This is a genomic window from Variovorax ureilyticus (genome assembly GCF_037889935.1).
GTDB classification, from domain to species: Bacteria; Pseudomonadota; Gammaproteobacteria; order Burkholderiales; family Burkholderiaceae_C; genus Variovorax; species Variovorax ureilyticus.
Genome location: NZ_JBBKZU010000006.1, coordinates 149,020 through 164,154 on the forward strand (window position 1 = coordinate 149,020; position 15,135 = coordinate 164,154).

The 15,135-nt window shown below is 66.1% G+C and carries 12 protein-coding genes; 2 read left to right on the forward strand and 10 right to left on the reverse strand.

Annotation, left to right across the window (positions count from 1 at the left end):
- Positions 1 to 41: 41 nt before the first annotated feature.
- The gene (locus WKW77_RS15330; RefSeq protein WP_340357717.1) at positions 42 to 2,630 is read left to right on the forward strand and encodes a fimbria/pilus outer membrane usher protein; all 2,589 of its coding nucleotides are present in this window, start codon (positions 42 to 44) and stop codon (positions 2,628 to 2,630) included.
- Positions 2,631 to 2,655: 25 nt separating this feature from the next.
- Positions 2,656 to 3,747: a fimbrial protein gene (locus tag WKW77_RS15335; protein WP_340357718.1), complete on the forward strand. Its 1,092-nt coding sequence runs from the start codon at positions 2,656 to 2,658 to the stop codon at positions 3,745 to 3,747.
- A 49-nt stretch (positions 3,748 to 3,796) separates the two neighbouring features.
- Here the strand turns inward: WKW77_RS15335 and WKW77_RS15340 are convergent, their stop codons facing one another.
- From WKW77_RS15340 to WKW77_RS15385, 10 genes are all read right to left on the reverse strand, one after another.
- Positions 3,797 to 4,786 (reverse strand): branched-chain amino acid ABC transporter permease, encoded by a 990-nt coding sequence (locus WKW77_RS15340; RefSeq protein WP_340357719.1) that lies wholly within the window; start codon positions 4,784 to 4,786, stop codon positions 3,797 to 3,799.
- A gap of 31 nt (positions 4,787 to 4,817) precedes the next feature.
- On the reverse strand, positions 4,818 to 5,693 hold the full coding sequence (locus WKW77_RS15345; protein WP_340357720.1) for a branched-chain amino acid ABC transporter permease: 876 nt from the start codon (positions 5,691 to 5,693) through the stop codon (positions 4,818 to 4,820).
- A gap of 130 nt (positions 5,694 to 5,823) precedes the next feature.
- On the reverse strand, positions 5,824 to 7,017 hold the full coding sequence (locus WKW77_RS15350) for an ABC transporter substrate-binding protein (RefSeq protein ID WP_340357721.1): 1,194 nt from the start codon (positions 7,015 to 7,017) through the stop codon (positions 5,824 to 5,826).
- Positions 7,018 to 7,055: 38 nt separating this feature from the next.
- Positions 7,056 to 8,249: an ABC transporter substrate-binding protein gene (locus tag WKW77_RS15355; protein ID WP_340357722.1), complete on the reverse strand. Its 1,194-nt coding sequence runs from the start codon at positions 8,247 to 8,249 to the stop codon at positions 7,056 to 7,058.
- 33 nt (positions 8,250 to 8,282) lie between these two features.
- On the reverse strand, positions 8,283 to 8,993 hold the full coding sequence (locus WKW77_RS15360; RefSeq protein WP_422823207.1) for an ABC transporter ATP-binding protein: 711 nt from the start codon (positions 8,991 to 8,993) through the stop codon (positions 8,283 to 8,285).
- Positions 8,994 to 9,079: 86 nt separating this feature from the next.
- On the reverse strand, positions 9,080 to 9,850 hold the full coding sequence (locus WKW77_RS15365) for an ABC transporter ATP-binding protein (protein WP_340357724.1): 771 nt from the start codon (positions 9,848 to 9,850) through the stop codon (positions 9,080 to 9,082).
- 289 nt (positions 9,851 to 10,139) lie between these two features.
- Positions 10,140 to 11,699, reverse strand: coding sequence for a DHA2 family efflux MFS transporter permease subunit (locus WKW77_RS15370; protein ID WP_340357725.1), 1,560 nt, complete (start codon positions 11,697 to 11,699; stop codon positions 10,140 to 10,142).
- Between the two features lie 18 nt (positions 11,700 to 11,717).
- Positions 11,718 to 13,031, reverse strand: a complete 1,314-nt coding sequence (locus WKW77_RS15375) for an efflux RND transporter periplasmic adaptor subunit (protein WP_340357726.1) — start codon at positions 13,029 to 13,031, stop codon at positions 11,718 to 11,720.
- Between the two features lie 30 nt (positions 13,032 to 13,061).
- On the reverse strand, positions 13,062 to 14,558 hold the full coding sequence (locus WKW77_RS15380) for an efflux transporter outer membrane subunit (RefSeq protein ID WP_340357727.1): 1,497 nt from the start codon (positions 14,556 to 14,558) through the stop codon (positions 13,062 to 13,064).
- Positions 14,539 to 15,093: a MarR family winged helix-turn-helix transcriptional regulator gene (locus WKW77_RS15385; RefSeq protein ID WP_340357728.1), complete on the reverse strand. Its 555-nt coding sequence runs from the start codon at positions 15,091 to 15,093 to the stop codon at positions 14,539 to 14,541. Before WKW77_RS15385 ends, WKW77_RS15380 begins: the two co-directional genes overlap by 20 nt.
- Positions 15,094 to 15,135: the final 42 nt, after the last annotated feature.

Sequence of the window (15,135 nt, forward strand, 5' to 3'; positions counted from 1 at the left end):
TTACGCGCCGTGCGCAGGCCCTCGCGACGCTCATCCATCCCATGCTCAAGATCGCCTCGAACAGAACGCCCCCGGTCGCCGCCCCGCGTGCGTTGCGTCGCAACCGCCTCGCGCACTGCATCCTCATGGCGCTGGGCACATTGCCGGCCGGCCCCTTGCTGGCTGCGCCTTCGTCCGCACCACAGAAGGTGGAATTCAGTCCCGGCTTCCTTGGCAACAGCGCCCGCAACATCGACCTGTCCCGCTTCGAGCGCGGCAATCCGATGCTTCCGGGCGAGTGGCGCGTCGACCTGTACGTCAACCAGTACCTGGCATCGCGCGAACGCGTGGTCTTCCGCGCCGACGACGCCAAAGACCAGGCGCAGCCCTGCTTCGATCGCGCGCAGTTGGCCGCGATGGGCGTGGACACACTCAAGCTCGAAGCCGCAGGCGCGGACCTGGGGGGCGATTGCCTGAATCTGGAGCGGCTGATCCCCGATGCCAGCGTCGCCGTGGACGCCAGCGAGCTTCGGCTGGACATTTCGATTCCGCAGGTGGCGCTCGTTCGCAATCCGCGCGGCTACACGGACCCCAAGCTGTGGGACCGCGGCCTGAATGCGTTCACGCTCGGCTACAACTTCAACGCCGCGCAGTCCGAGAGCAACCGGCAGCAGAGCCGCGACGCGTACCTCGGTCTCGATGCGGGACTGAACGTCGGCGGCTGGCGGCTGCGCAATCAATCCAACGTCCGCTGGACAAATGGCAACGGCAGCGAGTCCCAGAACATCCGGACCTACGCCCAGCACGACGTCGACCCCCTGGGATCCCAGCTGACCATCGGCGACACCTTCACCTCGGGACAGGTGTTCGATTCGGTGGGCGTGCGTGGCGTCTCGCTGGCCACGGACGACCGGATGCGCCCGGATTCGATGAACGGCTACGCGCCGGTCGTCCGCGGCGTGGCCGAGACCCATGCGCGCGTGCTGGTCCGCCAGGCCGGCTATGTGATCTACGAGACCAACGTCGCGCCGGGCAACTTCGAGCTCACCGATCTCAGCGCCACCGGCTTCGGCGGCGACCTGGACGTCACCGTCATCGAGGCCGACGGCCGCGAGCGCAGCTTCCGCGTGCCCTTTGCCGCCGTGCCCAACCTGTTGCGGCCGGGCATCTCGCGCTACGCGGTCACTGCGGGCCAGGTGCGCAATGCGGCGCTGGTCGCCAGTTCGCCGACCTTCCTCGAGGCGACCTACCAGCGCGGCCTCAACAACCTGATGACCGGCTACGCGGGCGTGCAGTCCACCAGTTCCAGTCTGTATCGCAGCGCAGTGGTCGGCGCGGCGTTCAACACGCCTGCCGGTGCGGTGTCGCTGGACGTCACCGGTTCGCAAACTCATCTCAGCGGCCAGGCCGGCGAAAAGAGCGGCTACTCCACGCGCGCCACCTACAGCAAGAGCATTCCGCAAACGCACACCGACTTCGCGCTCGCGGCGTATCGCTTTTCGAGCAGGGGCTATCTGGGCCTGGACGATGCCGTGCGCCTCGATGATCTCGTCCGCAGCAGCCTGAGCGCCAGCGGCGCGGTCGAAGACTTCGCGCGGCAGCGCAGCCGCTTCCAGCTGACGCTCAGCCAGAGCCTGGGCGAAGGCGCCGGGCAGCTGTACGTGAGCGGTTCACGCAGCCAGTACTGGACGGGGCAGTCCGACTGGACCAGCTACAACATCGGCTACAGCAACCGCTACCGCTCCCTGTCCTACAGCGTCTCCGCCACGCGAAGCCGCCTGGCCGACGGCCGGTCCCAGGACACCTTCTACGTGAACCTGTCGATTCCGTTGGGCAACACCACGGCCGGCCACCGTGCGCCGACGCTGTCGATGCAGGGTTCGCACAGCCCGCAAGGCAACGGCCTCACGACCAGCGTCGCCGGCAACTTCGGCGAGCGCGATCAGTACCAGTACGGCGTCAACGGCAACGTCGGCAGCGCCGGCCCCGACAGCGTCGCGGTCAGCGCCGGCTGGCAGGCACCCTACGCCACCCTGGGCGGCTCCTACACGCAGGGCACCGGCGGCACGCGCCAGACGGCGGTCTCGGCAAGCGGCGGCATGGTGGTTCATGCCGGCGGCGTCACGCTGGCGCCGCAGCTCGGCGACACCATCGGCCTGATCGAAGCCCAGGGGGCCCAGGGCGCGCACCTGGCCAGCAACAGCGCCATCGAGATCGACGCGCGCGGCTATGCGGTCGCGAGCAATCTTTCCCCCTACCGGATGAACGAGGTCATGCTGGACCCCCAGGGCCTGTCCGCGAACGTCGAACTCGACGATGCGCGCCTGCAGGTGGCGCCACGCGCCGGCGCGGTGGTGCCGCTGAAGTTCAAGACCAGCACCGGACAGGCCCACCTGCTCCAGTTGTCGAAAGCCGATGGCGCACCGGTGCCTTTCGGCGCCGAGGTGCTCGACGCTTCGGGCAGGAACGTGGGCTACGTGGGCCAGGGCGGGCAGGCGCTGGTGCGCCTCGCCGGCACCGAGAACGGCGCGCTGTCCGCGCGCTGGGGCGACGGCGGCAGGCAGTGCGCGATCGATTGGAAGCCTGCGGGCACCGGCGCGCAAGCGGATGCAACGCTACAGGCCGTGCCAGCCACCTGCCGCGCGCTCTGAACCAACCCATCCAAGGATCTGAAAAATGAACTTCGTGAACGCGACATGGCACGGCCGGGCGCGCCGCCATGCCCTGGCCTTCCTTGCCGCCATGACGCTGGCGCTGCTCTTTCATGGAACGGCACGCGCCGGGATGACATGTTCGAGCAGTTCTCCGTCACCGGCGAGCTTCAATTTCAGCACCCCGTCGGGCACCTTCACCGTGCCGCGCGACGCGCCCATCGGCACGCTGCTTACGCCCTGGACCGGCATGCAAGGGAACGCCACCGCGGTCTGGAGCGGCTGTAACGCCAGTGCCAACGTCTGGTACGGCCCCGCCTATCTGGCGATGCTTGAAGACGAAAGTAACCTGGTCAGCGTACAAGGCGTCACCTACATCGCCTACAAGACCAGCGTGCCCGGCGTGAGCCTGATCGGCCGGGCGAGTTCGTACCTGAATGGTGGATGGTCACCCACCCAAGTGCTTCGTCGCAAAGGCAACGGCTGGGTCACGCTCGTAAATTGGTCAACCTCGAGCAATACGAGCGACGTGCGCTTCGGCTTTGCGATGCAGTTCGCGTTCGTCAAGACGGGGGTGATCGAAGGGGGCACCACCAATCCGCCCGGGCTCGCCTTCCAGGTCGGGATCGAGGCCGACTCGGGGACCAACCCTTCCCACATCGGCAACGTGAATCTTTCCGGCAGCGCCACCTTCGTCGTGCTGTCATGCACCACGCCCGACGTCACGGTGGAGATGGGCAAGTACCCGCTCAAGCACTTCACCGGCCAGGGCTCCCTCACCCCGGCGAAGGACTTCAACATCCAGCTGCAGAACTGTCCGGCGGGCATGAACAGCATCAAGTACCAGATCGATCCCACCACGAACGTCGTGAGCGCGATCGATTCCATCGTCGCGCTCGACGCCGGCTCCACCGCCAGCGGAATCGGCCTGCAGTTGCTGAACGCGGCGGGCACCGCCGCCCATCCGTTGTCGACGACGATCGTCTTCAGCGGCTACCAAGGGGCCACCGGCGGCAGCTACACCATCCCGCTGAAGGCGCGGTACTACCAGACCGGCCCGAGCGTCCAGGGCGGCATCGCGAACACGTCGATGATGTTCACGATGACCTACGACTGAACGTGCCCGTCCGCTGCTGCGTTGCGGCAGTGGAAGCGTTCGAGGTCGTTCACCCTTTCGAAGGTCCGCGCCCGCGGTCCATGAACGCGATGATCTCGCCCATGACGCCGCGCCGGAACGCGAGCACGCAGATCACGAAGATCAGGCCGGTGACGATGGTGACCGACTCGCCGAGCGTGTTGAACCAGTCGACGGTTGTGATGCGCGCCAGCAGGTGGCCAAGTTCCCCGATCTTGTTCTCGAGCAGCACCACCACCGCCGAACCCACGAGCGGCCCGGAAAGCGTGCCCAGGCCGCCGACCAGCGTCATCAGGATGACCTGGCCGGACGCGCTCCAGTGCACGTCGGACAGCGTCGCGAAGCCGAGCACCAGCGTCTTGAGCGAACCCGCGAGGCCCGAGAGCGCCGCCGAGATCACGAAGGCGAGCAGCTTGAAGCGGCTCACGTCGTAGCCCAGCGAGAGAGCGCGCGGCTCGTTTTCCTTGATGCCCTTGAGCACCTGGCCGAACGGCGAATGGATGGTGCGCACGATGAGGAGGAAGGCTGCCACCACGATCGCGAGCGTGACGTAGTACATCGTCAGGTCGCTCTGCAGGTCGACCACGCCGAAGAGCTTGCCGCGCGGCACGCCCTGCAGGCCGTCCTCGCCGCCGGTGAACTTGGCCTGCAGCGCGACGAAGAACACCATCTGCGCGAGCGCGAGCGTGATCATCGCGAAGTAGATGCCCTGCCGGCGGATCGCGAGTACACCGAAGATCCAGCCCAGCAGCGCGCCGGTGAGCGTGCCGAGGATGAGGCCGATCTCGGGCGTCACGCCCCACACCTTGATCGCCTGGCCCGCGATGTAGGCCGACCCGCCGAGGAAGGCCGCGTGGCCGAAGGACAGCAGCCCCGTGTAGCCCAGCAGCAGGTTGAAGGCCGAGGCGAACAGCGCGAAGCACATCAGCTTCATCACGAACACCGGATAGGCGCCGGCGAAAGGCGCGACGATCAGCGCCAGCAGGAGCAGCGCATAAGCGATAGGAGTTATTTTCTTCATGTGGCTCTGTTCGTGGAGGCCGGGGCGGGCTTCATTTCTCTTTTCCGAACAGGCCGGCGGGGCGGATGAGCAGCACGATGACCATGATCACGAACACGACCGTGGACGAAGCCTCCGGATAGAACACCTTGGTCAGCCCCTCGATCACGCCGAGGCCGAGCCCGGTGAGGATCGCGCCCATGATCGAGCCCATGCCGCCGATCACCACCACCGCGAACACCACGATGATGAGGTTCTGGCCCATGAGCGGAGAGACCTGGATCACGGGTGCGGCGAGCACGCCGGCGAAGGCGGCCAAGGCCACGCCGAATCCGTAGGTGAGCGTGATCATCAGCGGCACGTTGACGCCGAAGGCCTCCACCAGCCGAGGGTTCTCGGTGCCTGCGCGCAGGTAGGCGCCGATGCGCGTCTTCTCGATCACGAACCAGGTCGCGAAGCACACCACGAGCGAGGCCACGACGACCCACGCACGGTAGTTGGGCAGGATCATGAAGCCGAGATCGGTCGCGCTCGCGAGGACGTCAGGCGTGTCGTAGGGCAGGCCCGAGACGCCATAGATCGAGCGGAACACGCCTTCGATCAGCAGCGTGAGACCGAGCGTGAGCAGCAGGCCGTAGAGATGATCGAGCTTGTAGATCCAGCGCAGCAGCAGCCGCTCGATGAGGATGCCGAACAGGCCGACGAGCACCGGCGCGACGATCAACATCACCCAGTAGTCGACGTTGAAGTAGTTCATCGCCATCCAGGTCGACACCGCGCCCAGCATGAACAGCGCGCCATGCGCGAAGTTGATGACGTTGAGCAGGCCGAAGATGACCGCGAGCCCGAGGCTCAGGATGGCGTAGAACGACCCGTTGACCAGCCCCAGCAGAAGCTGGCTCAACAGGGCAGGAAGAGAAATGCTCATAGGGGAACTCGACAGCCGCGCGCTTCCCTATGCCAGGGGGCCGCCGCGCCCAGCCGCCCGAAGCGGCCGGCCCGCCCCCCTTGCAGAGGGGGGTTGGCGAAGCGACACGAAGTGCTCGAAAACTGGGGGGTTATTTCCATAGTGCGCACTTGGACTCCGCCTTCGTCGTGAAGACCTCCTCGCCCGGCAACTTGGCCACGACCTTGTAGTAGTCCCATGGCTGGCTCGATTCGGACGGCGACTTCACCTGCACGAGATACATGTCGTGCACGAAGCGACCGTCTGCGCGAACCTGGCCCTTGGCGTAGAAGTCATTGACCGGCGTCTTCTTGATCTCGGCCATCACCTTGTCCGCGTCGGTACTCTTGGCCGCCTGCACCGCCTTCAGGTAGGTCATCGTGGCCGAGTAGTCCGCCGCCTGGATGTCGGTGGGCATGCGCTTGGTCTTGTCGAAGAACTTCTTGCCGAAGGCACGCGTCTGGTCGTTCAGGTTCCAATCCCAGCTCGTGGTGAGCAGCAGGCCTTCGGTGTTCTTCAGGCCCAGGCTGTGAATGTCGGTGATGAAGACCAGCAGGCCGGCCATCTTCATGGTCTTGTTGATGCCGAATTCCTTCGCGGCCTTGATCGCGTTGATCGTGTCGCCGCCCGCATTCGCGAGGCCGAGGATCTGCGCCTTGGAGTTCTGCGCCTGCAAGAGGAACGAAGAGAAGTCCGATGCATTGAGCGGATGCTTGACGCTGCCGACCACCGTGCCGCCCTTTTCCTTCACGACCTTGGCGGTGTCGGCTTCGAGCGCCGCGCCGAAGGCGTAGTCGGCGGTCAGGAAGAACCAGCTCTTGCCGCCGTTGGCGACGACCGCGCCGCCGGTGCCCTTGGCGAGCGCGACGGTGTCATAGGCGTAGTGCACTGTGTAGGGGCTGCACTGCTCGTTGGTCAGCGCCGAGGTGCCGGCGCCGTTGACCATGAAGACGCGCTTCTTCTCCTGCGCGACCTTCGCCATCGCGAGGCCGGTACCGGAGTTGGTGCCGCCGAAGAGCATCGTGAGGTTCTCGGTGTCGATCCACTCGCGCGCCTTCGAGGCGGCGATGTCGGCCTTGTTCTGGTGATCGGCGGTGATGAGCTCGATCGGCATGCCGTTGACCTTGCCGCCGAAGTCGTCGATCGCCATCTGGATCGCGGTCGCGCCGCTCTTGCCCTCGACGTCCGCGTAGAGGCTGGACATGTCGGTGATGAAGCCGATCTTGACCTTGTCCTCGGCCTGAGCGGCGCCTGCCGCGAGCGCGATGGCGAGAGAGACGGCGGAAAGTGCGAGGGTCTTTTTCATGTTCTGGGTGAGTTGTTGGGCAAAGAAAAGGGGCGGTGTCATTTCCAGAGGGCGCACTTCGAATCGGCCTTCGCCGTGAAGACCTGGTCGCCCGGCAGCTTGGTGATGACCTTCAGGTAATCCCACGGCTGCTTCGATTCGGCCGGCGTCTTCACTTCGACGAGGTACATGTCGTGCACGAAGCGGCCGTCGGCGCGGATCTGGCCCTTGGCGTAGAAGTCGTCGATCGGCATCTTCCTGAGCTCCGCCATCACCTTGTCGGCATCGGTGGTCTTGGCCGCCTGCACCGCCTTCAGGTAGGTCATCGTGGCCGAGTAGTCCGCGGCCTGGATGTCGGTGGGCATGCGCTTGGTCTTGTCGAAGAACTTCTTGCCGAAGGCGCGCGTCTGGTCGTTGAGGTCCCAGTACCAGCTCGTGGTGTGCAGCAGGCCTTCGGTGTTCTTCAGGCCCAGGCTGTGGATGTCGCTCAGGAAGATCAGCAGCCCGGCGAGCTTCATGTTCTTGCCGATGCCGAATTCCTTGGCGGCCTTGATCGAGTTGATCGTGTCGCCGCCCGCGTTCGCGAGGCCCAGGATCTGCGCCTTGGAGTTCTGCGCCTGCAGGAGGAAGGACGAGAAGTCCGATGCATTGAGCGGATGCCGCACCGCGCCGACCACCGTGCCGCCCTTGGCCTTGACGACGGCGCTGGTATCCGCTTCGAGCGCGTGACCGAACGCATAGTCGGCAGTCAGGAAGAACCAGCTTTTGCCGCCGCGCTCTACGACCGCGCCGCCGGTGCCCTTGGCGAGCGCGACGGTGTCGTACGCATAGTGAACCGTGTAGGGGCTGCACTGCTCGTTGGTCAGTGCGGAGGTGGCCGCGCCGTTGTTGAAGTACACGCGCTTCTTCTCCTGCGCGACCTTCGCGGTCGCGAGAGCGGTGCCTGAATTGGTGCCGCCGAAGACCATCGTCACGCCTTCGGTGTCGATCCATTCGCGAGCCTTCGAGGCGGCGATGTCGGCCTTGTTCTGGTGGTCGGCGGTGAGCAGTTCGATCGGCTGCCCGAGCACCTTGCCGCCGAAGTCGTCGATGGCCATCTGGATCGCGAGCGCGCCGTTCTTGCCTTCGACGTCGGCATAGAGGCTCGACATGTCGGTCACGAAACCGATCTTCACTTTTTCCTGCGCATGAGCGCCGGACGCGAGAGCCAGTGCGGCCACAGCGAGGGAAAGTGCGGAGAGAGAGGTCTTCATGCTTGACTCCATCCAGTCGGAAAGGTTGAAGGATCAGACGCCGAGCAGCTCGTTGAGCACCGGCATCTTGGCGTCGAGTTCGGCCGCGCTGAAAGCCTCGACCATGCGGCCGTGTTCCATCACGTAGAAACGATCGGCGAGCGGCGCGGCGAAGCGGAAGTTCTGCTCCACCATCACCACGGTGTAACCCTTGCCGCGCAGGGTGTGGATCATCCTGGCCAGCGCCTGCACGATGACCGGCGCCAGCCCTTCGGAGATCTCGTCGAGCAGGAGCAGCCTGGCGCCCGTGCGCAGGATGCGACCCACGGCCAGCATCTGCTGCTCGCCGCCCGACAGGCGCGTGCCCTGGCTGTGCCGGCGCTCGGCAAGGTTGGGGAACATCGCGTAGATCTCGTCCACCGACATGCCCTTGTCGCTGCCCTTCAGCGGCGGCGGAAGCATCAGGTTCTCTTCGCACGAGAGGCTTGCGAAGATGCCTCGCTCCTCGGGGCAATAGCCGATGCCGTAGTGCGCGATGCGGTGCGTCGGCAGGTGGATCGTCTCCTGGCCGTTGACCTTGATGCTGCCCTTGCGTGCGCCGGTCAGCCCGAGGATCGCGCGCATCGTCGTGGTGCGGCCTGCGCCGTTGCGGCCGAGCAGCGTGACGACTTCGCCGGGCTGCACGACCATGTCGACGCCGTGCAGCACGTGCGACTCGCCGTACCAGGCCTGCAGGCCGCTGATTTCGAGTGCGGGAGCCGCCATCATGCCTGCCGCCGGGCCGCCCCAAGGGAGGGATGCGCCCCCCCGGGGGGTAGCGAGCTACACGAAGTGAGAAGCTCGGGGGTCATTCAGTGGGCTCCTTGGAGTTGGCCTTCGGTGGTGCCCATGTAGGCTTCCATGACCTGCGGGTTCTTCGAGACCACCGCATACGGACCTTCGGCGAGCACCGCGCCGCGCTGCAGCACGGTGATGGTGTCGGCGATGGTCGAGACCACGCTCATGTTGTGCTCGACCATCAGGATCGTGCGGCCGGCCGACACACGCTTGATGAGTTCGGCAACGCGGTGCACGTCCTCGTGGCCCATGCCCTGCGTGGGCTCGTCGAGCAGCATGAGTTCGGGCTCCATCGCGAGCGTGGTCGCGATCTCGAGCGCGCGCTTGCGCCCGTAGGGCAGGTTCACGGTGAGCTCATCGGCAAGATTTTCGAGGCCGACCTGCGCGAGCAGTTCGCGCGCGCGTGCATTGAGCGGCGTCAGCGATTTCTCGCTCTTCCAGAAGTGATACGAGGTGCCGAGCGAACGCTGCAGCCCGAGGCGCACGTTCTCGAGCAGCGTCAGGTGCGGAAACACGGCGGAGATCTGGAACGAGCGGATGATGCCGCGCCGCGCGATCTGCGCCGGCCGCTCGCTGGTGATGTCCGCGCCGTTGAACAGGATCGTGCCCGAGGTCGGCTCGAGGAACTTGGTGAGCAGGTTGAAACAGGTCGTCTTGCCCGCGCCGTTGGGCCCGATCAGCGCGTGGATCGACCCACGAACGACCGACAGATCAACCTTGCTGACTGCGGTAAAGCCCTTGAATTCCTTGGTGAGCTGGCGTGTTTCGAGAATGATGTCGGTCATCTCGCGCGGTCACCCATGAGCTGGCAGAAGAAGTCGGTCATGCGATCCATGTTTGTGCATGGCCACTATGGCCGTGCGGAACGCATTGTTCGCAGGCGTAACAAACCTGCCTACTGGGGCAAATGCCTATGCTGCGCTGCGGCACTCAACCCAGCCGCAAGCGGCTGGCCCCGCAAAGCGCGCCCCCTTCGCGAAACACCGCGGAACCGGCTCTGCCGGGCCGCTGGTGTTGCCCCCTGCAAGGGGGTTGGCGCAGCGACACGAAGTGCGCGAAGCCTGGGGGTGGGCTCTAATGCGCGCCTGCGGCGGCGTCGGACGAACCGCCTCCGCGCGCTGGGCGCGCAAGCCACACCAGCGGGATCAGCAGCAGGAACAGGATGGCGGAGCCGTAGAACACGTCGCTCGACGCCAGCATGAAGGCCTGCTGGTCGACGAGGCGATTGATCTGTCCGAGCACCTGTTCGGTGGAGAAGCCGGCGCCGCCGAGGTTGGCCATCGCGCCGCTCGCGGCCGAACTGCCCTGGTTGATCGCTTCGACCAATTGCGCGTGATGCAGCGTCGCCCTGTTCTCCCACAGCGTGGTGGCGGTCGAGGTGCCGATGGCACCCGCCGTGATGCGCAGGAAGTTCGACAGGCCCGACGCGGCCGGGATGCGGTCCGGCGTGAGGCCCGACAGCGTGATCGTCACCAGCGGGATGAAGAAGAACGCCATCGCCACGCCCTGGATGACCGTCGGGATCATGATCGTCCAGAAATCCGCCTGGGTGTTGAAGTTGGAGCGCATCCACAGCACCAGCGCGAAGACCAGGAACGAGAAGGTCGCATAGCGCCGCGGATCGACCCTCCCCACCGTCATGCCCACGATCGGCGAGAAGAAGATCGCCAGCAGGCCCACCGGCGCCATGATCATCCCGGCCTGCGTGGCGGTGTAGCCCATGTACTGCTGCAACCACAGCGGCAGGATCACCACGTTGCCGAAGAAGAGCCCGTAGGCCACCGCGGTCGCGAACGCACCCGACCAGAAGTTGCGACGCTTGAAGAGCGACAGGTCGACCACCGGATGCTTGTCGGTGAGTTCCCAGACCAGGAAGAAGGCGAAGCCCACCACCGCCACCACCGCGAGCGTCACGATCTGGGCCGAGTGGAACCAGTCGAGCTCCTTGCCCTTGTCGAGCATGAGCTGAAGCGATCCGACCCACAGCACCAGCAGCGCGAGCCCGATGCCGTCGATCGGCACCTTGCGCGTCTGACTCTCGCGCTTGTGGTAGATGCCCCAGGTGATCCCGGCCGCCAGAAGACCCACGGGGATGTTGATGTAGAAGATCCACGGCCAGGAGATGTTGTCGGTGATCCAGCCGCCGAGCAGCGGCCCCATCACCGGCGCGACCAGCGTGGTCATCGACCACATGGCCATCGCCAGGCCCGCCTTGGCGCGCGGATAGCTCGACAGCAGCAGCGTCTGCGACAACGGGATCATCGGCCCCGCGACGAAGCCCTGCAGTGCGCGGAAGGCAATCAGCATCGTCATGTTGGGCGCGAGACCGCACAACCACGAGCTGATGATGAACAGCAGCACGCTCGCCATGAACAGGCGCACCTGCCCGAAGCGCTGCGTGAGCCAGCCCGTGAGCGGCACCGCGATGGCGTTGGCCACCGCGAAGCTCGTGATGACCCACGTGCCCTGCGTCGAACTCACGCCGAGGTCGCCGGAGATCGCCGGCAGCGACACGTTCGCGATGGAGGTGTCGAGCACGTTCATGAAGGTCGCGGCCGACAGCGCGATGGTTCCCCACAGGCGTGCGGAACCTTCGAGAGGCGGAGGCGGCTGCAGTGCAGCGGCGTTCGACATGGCGCGAACCTCGCTCGATCAGCCCGGCTGGGCCACCGATGCGGACGGCGTCGCCGACTTGGTGCCGTTCGAAGCCGGCGCCTTCTGCGGGGCTTCGTGGCCGAGGTTCGCGGCGATGATGCGCTGCACTTCGGCATCGGCGCCGCGCTCGAGCTGGCTGTAGACCTGCGTCTGCGCCGCCGCTGCCTCGCCGCGCGGTGCGTCGGCGAGCATCTTGCCGCCCTTGTCGCGCACGTCGATCTCGGCGTCCATCGACAGGCCGACGCGCAGCGGGTTCGCCTTGAGCTGCTCGGAGTCGAGCGCAATACGGACCGGCACGCGCTGCACCACCTTGATCCAGTTGCCGGTCGCGTTCTGCGCGGGCAGCAGCGCAAAGGCCGCGCCGGTGCCGACGCCGAGGCCCTGCACATGGCCGGTGTACTCGACCTTCTTGCCGTACAGGTCTGCGGTGAGCTTCACCGGCTGGCCGATACGGATGTTGCGCAGCTGCACTTCCTTGAAGTTGGCGTCGACCCAGAGCTGGTTGAGCGGAACGATCGACATCATCGGCGTGCCGGCGGTGACGCGCTGGCCGAGCTGCACGGTGCGCTTGGCGACGTAGCCGTCGACCGGCGCGGGCATCCCGACGCGCTGCGTCGAGAGGAAGGCCTCGCGCACCTTGGCGGCGGCTGCCTGCACGCTCGGGTGCTGCTCGACGCTCGTGCCTTCGGTGAGCGACTGGTTGCTCGACAGTTGCTCCCTCGCGGCGAGCGCGCCTGCCTGCGCGGCAGCCAGCGCGCTCTTGGCGTTGGCCAACGCGGTTTCGGAATGGTTGAGCTCTTCCTTCGACACGGCGCCGCCGCCCGCGAGCGCCTGGCGGCGCTTCAGGTCGTCCTGGGCGCGGGCGATGTCGCTCTGCGCCCGGACGATGTCGGCCTGCTTCAGGGAGACCTGCGCCGCGAGCGAGGCGTTGTTGACGTACAGCGTGCGGACCTGCCGGACCGCCTGGGCCAGTGCCGCTTCCGCCTGGTCGAGCGCCACGCGGGCGTCGGACGGATCGAGTTGCACCAGCGGTTGGCCGGCCTTCACGAAATCCGTGTCATCGGCATTGATCGCCATCACGGTGCCGCCGATCTGCGGCGTGATCTGGATCACGTTGCCCTGCACATAGGCGTTGTCGGTCGACTCGTAGCGGCTGGCGACCAGCCATTCATACGCGCCCCACCCGCCGCCCACGACCACGACGGCAGCGGCCAGCGCGGTAAGCGCGCGGCGACGCTTGTTGTTGGAGCCCTGCGCTTCTGCTGCGGCTCCGGCCGGAGCGGCGGGGTTGGCGGCGTTGTTGTTTTCCATGACGATGTCTTTCGGGTACGAAACGTTTGTTCAGTTGTGCGCGGTGGCGGAGCCGGCCGCAGCGGTCTTTGCGTCGTCAGGCTGCCAGCCGCCGCCCAGTGCACGGGCCAGGCCGACCTGCGAATCGAGGGCGCGCGCGGCGAGATCCACGCTGTCGCGGCGCTGTCCCAGCACGGTGACTTCGGCCGAGAGCACATCGAGGAAGTTGCCAAGGCCGGCGCCGTAGCGCTGCACCGCGATGTCGTAGGCCGCTTCGGCGGCATCCTGCGCCTCTCGCTGCTGCACCTGCTGTCGCGCGACCGACTGCACGCTGGAAATCTGGTCCGCAACGTCGCGGACGGCATCGATCACGGTCGCGTTGTAGCTTTCGATCGCGGCGTCGAGATCGGCCGACTTGCCCCGCAGATTGGCACGCAGACGGCCGCCCTCGAAGATCGGCAGGCGCACGGCGGGACCCACGCCCCATTGCTGGCTGCCGGACTTCAGCAGGTTGTCGAATCCGATGCTCTGGAAGCCGGCGAAGGCCACCAGGTTGACGTTGGGATAGAACAGGGTCTTGGCGTTCGCCACGTCGCTCGTGGCAGCCTCCACGCGCCAGCGCGCGGCCGCGATGTCGGCGCGGCGGCCCAGCAGATCGGCCGGGATCGTCGACTGCAGCGCGATCGGTTTCATGTTGGCGAGCACCGGCGCCGTCAGCCCCTGCGTCACGCCCGGCTTGGCAACCAGCGCATCGAGCGCATGCTGGGCGATCTCGATCTGTTCCTTGAGCGATTCGATCTGCTGGCGCGCCTCGGGCAGGCCGCCCTCGCTCTGCTTCAACTGCAGACGGGTGTCGAGGCCGGCGGAGACGCGGTCCCGCACGAGCTTGAAGGTCTCTTCGCGCTGCGCGAGCGTGCGGTTGGCCACCGCAAGGCGATCCTGCAGGCGTGCCCACTGCACGTAGCCGCGCGCGACATTGCTCGCGAGCAGCACACGCGACGCATCGGCATCCGCGGCGGCGGCGTTGGCGCTGCCGATGGCGGCCTCGATCGCGGTGCGGTTCTTGCCGAAGAAGTCGAGCTCCCAGCTTCCATTGAATTGCAAGGTTCCCGCTTCCTGGATCGAGCCACCCAGCGGAGACGGGTAGATGTAGTTGGCAGAGAACTTCTCGCGAGTGAGATCGAGCGCACCGTTGAGCTGCGGCTTGTCGTAGGACTGGGCCACCGAAACCGCGGACTGCGCACGCGCGAGGCGTGCACGGGCGACTTGCAGATTCGGATTTCCTTCCAGCGACTGTGCGATCAGCCCGTTGAGCTGGGCATCGCCGAAGGCCAGCCACCATTGACTGTCCAGAGCCGCCACGGCCGCGGCGGGCGCCGCAGCAGTCGTCGATGCCGGGGCCGTCAGACCGAGCGAATCGGCATCGCGCAGCTTGGCCTGCGACGAAATGCCGCCCATGTCGGCACAACCGGCCAGCGCCAGCGCGAACACGGCGGTCGCGACTGCGGTGGCTCGGCGCAAGGTGCCTTCAGGAAGAAGAGGAGTCATTTTTTTCTTTGCGGGCCGAGATGGCCTGTGCGTTATCAAGAATGCGCCGCAGATAGCTCTTGAGCTGCTCCCATTCCTCGTCGGAGAAACCGGCGAGGTGCTCGTTCTGCACGCGGCAGAGCAGATGCGGTACTTGTTTGGCGGCAGCACGGCCTTCGTCGGTGAGTTCGATGTTGACCACACGGCGGTCGGACACCGAGCGGACGCGTCGGCAGAGGCCCTTGGCCTCCAGACGATCCAGCAGGCGGGTCATGGCGCCGGTGTCGAGTTCGCACTCGCGCGCGAGTTCGGCCACGGTCGTGGCCTGACCCATGTGAAGCTTGTGCAGCGGCACCCATTGCGGGTAGGTGGGGCTGCCAGGTTCGCACATCAGCGATTCCACGGACTGGCCGACCGCCGTCATGATGCGCCGCATCAGGTAGCCGATGCTCTCCTCGGAACGGTAGTTCTCGGCCTTGTAGAACGCCTTGACGGCACGCGGTTCACCGGGAGGCGACTCAGCCAGCGTGTACTCGGAGCTCTTGGATTCGGGCATGTAGCGGATATTAGTTGCCGAGGCAATTATTGTCAAGGCGAC

What these genes read in the sequence shown, in the direction of transcription:
- WKW77_RS15330 (WP_340357717.1), top strand. Translation starts at nt 42, where the DNA reads ATGCTCAAGATCGCCTCGAACAGAACGCCCCCGGTCGCCGCCCCGCGT.
- WKW77_RS15380 (WP_340357727.1), bottom strand. Translation starts at nt 14,558, where the DNA reads ATGACTCCTCTTCTTCCTGAAGGCACCTTGCGCCGAGCCACCGCAGTC.
- WKW77_RS15340 (WP_340357719.1), bottom strand. Translation starts at nt 4,786, where the DNA reads ATGAAGAAAATAACTCCTATCGCTTATGCGCTGCTCCTGCTGGCGCTG.
- WKW77_RS15365 (WP_340357724.1), bottom strand. Translation starts at nt 9,850, where the DNA reads ATGACCGACATCATTCTCGAAACACGCCAGCTCACCAAGGAATTCAAG.
- WKW77_RS15355 (WP_340357722.1), bottom strand. Translation starts at nt 8,249, where the DNA reads ATGAAGACCTCTCTCTCCGCACTTTCCCTCGCTGTGGCCGCACTGGCT.
- WKW77_RS15370 (WP_340357725.1), bottom strand. Translation starts at nt 11,699, where the DNA reads ATGTCGAACGCCGCTGCACTGCAGCCGCCTCCGCCTCTCGAAGGTTCC.
- WKW77_RS15345 (WP_340357720.1), bottom strand. Translation starts at nt 5,693, where the DNA reads ATGAGCATTTCTCTTCCTGCCCTGTTGAGCCAGCTTCTGCTGGGGCTG.
- WKW77_RS15335 (WP_340357718.1), top strand. Translation starts at nt 2,656, where the DNA reads ATGAACTTCGTGAACGCGACATGGCACGGCCGGGCGCGCCGCCATGCC.
- WKW77_RS15385 (WP_340357728.1), bottom strand. Translation starts at nt 15,093, where the DNA reads ATGCCCGAATCCAAGAGCTCCGAGTACACGCTGGCTGAGTCGCCTCCC.
- WKW77_RS15360 (WP_422823207.1), bottom strand. Translation starts at nt 8,993, where the DNA reads ATGGCGGCTCCCGCACTCGAAATCAGCGGCCTGCAGGCCTGGTACGGC.
- WKW77_RS15375 (WP_340357726.1), bottom strand. Translation starts at nt 13,031, where the DNA reads ATGGAAAACAACAACGCCGCCAACCCCGCCGCTCCGGCCGGAGCCGCA.
- WKW77_RS15350 (WP_340357721.1), bottom strand. Translation starts at nt 7,017, where the DNA reads ATGAAAAAGACCCTCGCACTTTCCGCCGTCTCTCTCGCCATCGCGCTC.